The sequence below is a fragment of the Acidithiobacillus sp. TH-A67 genome (assembly GCF_057473545.1).
Genome location: NZ_JBYCKU010000057.1, coordinates 1 through 2,867 on the forward strand (window position 1 = coordinate 1; position 2,867 = coordinate 2,867).

Consider the following 2,867-nt stretch of genomic DNA (forward strand, 5'->3'; position numbering starts at 1 on the left):
CAGGGTCTCGCCGGTCCAGGCCAGATGATACCAGACCAGGAGGTCGGCGAGATATTGCACCGAGAGGTAATCGCCCATCTCGGCAGCGTCTTGTCGGGCGTCATGCCGTCACCGCCTGGATACCCAAACTCTGTCTATAAAGATCAACGTTATTCATGCTATTCCAGTTTCTACGCTAAGGAACCTCTGAACTGGTGTAAAAATCGTCGTGATTTGGAACGAGTTTGTCTCGCAAAATCGATTTGGCGACGAAAATTCTCATTTTCCCTCTCCAGAGACGCCAAAAAGCGCATGGTGAGCACGGAAATCGCCCGCTTTCCGTCTTTGTGACGGATTACGCCCGTAGCCAACAGAGCTCCTTACGAACCAGATACAGGTTCACCAGGGCAAACAAGGTGCTCAGTTGCGCACCGTTTTTGGTCAGGCCTCGATAGCGAGTCTTGCGGTAGCCAAACTGACACTTCAGGACGCGGAAGGCATGTTCACCACGCGCACGGATGCTTGCCACACGGCGGTTGAAACGCTTGAGTGCCTGTAGCCCCGTCTTCTGGCCGGGATGACGACGTCGGGCCACGGCATCCTGAATCCCCTGCTTACATAAAAATTCATGGACCTGCGGGTAATCGTAGCCACGATCGGCGAGCACTGTCTTCTCGTTTCCGGTCAGCAGCTCTTCCAGCACCCGATGATCCGGGATATGGGCCGCGGTGACCTCGACGGCCTGAACCAAACCTTGCGTGTCCGTCGCGACATGGGCCTTCATGCCGAAATACCACTGGTTCCCCTTCTTGGTTTGATGCATTTCGGGGTCCCGTTTGCGGTCTCGATGCTTGGTCGAGCTGGGGGCGTGAATCAGGGTGGCATCCACCATCTTGCCTTCCTGCAGAATCAAGTGGGAGGCTTCCAGCAGCTCCTGCACCTGGACAAATATCTGTTGCGCCAAGCCGTGCTGCTCCAGCAGGCGCCGAAAGCGCAGGATAGTGGACTCGTCGGGGATCAGGTCACGGCCCAAATCGATACCGGCAAAGGCCCGTAGCAAGGGGATTTCATACAGAGCCTCTTCCATGCCCGGGTCCGAGTAGGCATACCATTGTTGCAGAAAGTGAATACGCAGCATCTGCTCTATCGGCATGGGCTTGCGACCGCCACGCGGTCCAGCCTTGGGGTAGTAGGGAGCGATGCACTCAATCAACGGCTGCCAAGGCACCACCTGGTCCATCTCCCGAAGGAAACGCTCCCGCTTGGTCTCCTTGTGTCGGCGCGACAGCCCCATTGTCTCTGCAAATGTCATCTGGCCCGCCATGATCGCCTCCTGCCTTGCGCGTACCGCCTCATTCTATCAGCTCAGGCTGTGCAGAGCTTCCTTAGAACAATCTGAAAGATGGAGAACCATATGGATTGACTCATGCAGTATATTGACAAGCTTTTCTGAAAAGGTTCCCTTCACTCCATAACGGTGAGTCGATGTGCCGTGCGGCGCTACCTGCGGGGAAGATCCGATGCTGTCTCTAGCGTAACCGCTCTCTGAGTGGCGTTCTTCAGTGATGGTTGCGGTACAAATCGGAGCGCAGGGGCTTGGCGGCGAATTGTTCTTTCCACAATCTGAGGGTGAGTTGGGCAACGTCCTTGGCGGGGTGGGTGGCCACACGCTGTCGTGCTCTACAAAGGCGGGCAGAGGCACTTCGATGGCGCGCTGGCTGCGTCGCCGCTCCGTTGCGCGAGCAGCGCACCTGCTAACCAGCCTCTACTGCCACCTTATTCACCCACTCTCGCAGAGCCTCGGGAGTACACCCGAACTTGGGCACAATCGATTGCAACGCCGCCGCAAGCGAGGAGTATTCCCCTCGATGCTCATCCGCCAATCGAACTGCGCGAGACCGAACCTCTTCCGAAAACTTCTGACCTGATTTCATCGTATCCATGGCTCCATTCTGTCACGTCACGGAGCCTCCATAGAAATCGGAGGGATTCACAGTCCACAAGAGCCAGACTACCTCAGCTCCGGTCCGACACCTTGGCCGAAACAGTACGGCGTCAGTGAACCGGATGCATCGGCTGCGCGACCAGGCGCACGCCCAGGGCTGCGCAAACGCGGCTGATCGTCTCGAAGCGCGGCTCACTGCCGGGCCGAAGGGCTTTGTACAGGGCTTCGCGTGCAATGCCGGAATCCTTCGCAACCTGTGACATCCCACGTGCGCGGGCAATGTCGCCGAGGGCGGCGGCCAGCAGCGCGGGGTCGTTCTCTTCAAGAACGGTCGTCAGATACGCCGCTACATCCTCGTCGCTGTTCAGGTACTCGGATGCATCGAACTCGGCAAGTTCAGAAACCTTGATTCTCTTGGTCATGGTCAATCCTCCAAAAGCTTCGCTAGCGCAATCGCTCGGCGAATGTCGGCCTGCTGAGTGGACTTGTCACCACCGGCGAGCATCACAGTCAGCGTCTCGCTACGCTGGACGCAGTACATGCGCCAGCCAGGCCCGAAGTGTTCGCGCATCTCGAACACGCCTTCACCTACCGGTTCCATATCGCCCAGGTTGCCCAACTGGACCTTGCGCAGCCGCTTGTTGAGACGCTGCCGGGTCAGCCCGTCCTTCAGGCCCTCGAGCCAGTCGGAGAACTCACTGAGTAGTTTCACCGTGTAGGTCATAAACGTAGTGTAATCGAATGATTACTTGCAGTCAAGGGAGTTCTCTCGGTGTACGTCTGCCTTGGCTACCCGTCTTTCCTACACGGCCAATATCGACCGGATGTTGGGTTTTTGCCTTGGTCATGGCTTCGGTGAAATGTACCAAATACGGTTTTTTCGGCACCACCCTGATGGTAGCTGGCGCAGGGAGAGTGAGATATGGCTTTTCGGTATAACGAC

General features: G+C 57.2%; 5 protein-coding genes. 1 reads left to right on the plus strand and 4 read right to left on the minus strand.

Annotated features, from left to right (window positions below; genetic code table 11):
- Positions 1-330, plus strand: a 330-nt coding sequence (locus AC2VNM_RS08955; RefSeq protein WP_486913176.1) for a hypothetical protein, incomplete at its 5' end; no start/stop codon positions are given.
- A 4-nt stretch (positions 331-334) separates the two neighbouring features.
- Here the strand turns inward: AC2VNM_RS08955 and AC2VNM_RS08960 are convergent.
- From AC2VNM_RS08960 to AC2VNM_RS08975, 4 genes are all read right to left on the minus strand, one after another.
- On the minus strand, positions 335-1,303 hold the full coding sequence (locus AC2VNM_RS08960; RefSeq protein ID WP_483167020.1) for an IS5 family transposase: 969 nt from the start codon (positions 1,301-1,303) through the stop codon (positions 335-337).
- 731 nt (positions 1,304-2,034) lie between these two features.
- Positions 2,035-2,346, minus strand: a complete 312-nt coding sequence (locus AC2VNM_RS08965; RefSeq protein ID WP_483167021.1) for an addiction module antidote protein — start codon at positions 2,344-2,346, stop codon at positions 2,035-2,037.
- 2 nt (positions 2,347-2,348) lie between these two features.
- Positions 2,349-2,648 carry a type II toxin-antitoxin system RelE/ParE family toxin gene (locus AC2VNM_RS08970; RefSeq protein ID WP_483167022.1) on the minus strand — a complete coding sequence of 100 codons (300 nt, stop codon included), beginning with the start codon at positions 2,646-2,648 and terminating at the stop codon, positions 2,349-2,351.
- Positions 2,649-2,679: 31 nt separating this feature from the next.
- The coding region (locus AC2VNM_RS08975) for a hypothetical protein (protein WP_486913178.1) at positions 2,680-2,867 on the minus strand (188 nt) is incomplete at its 5' end.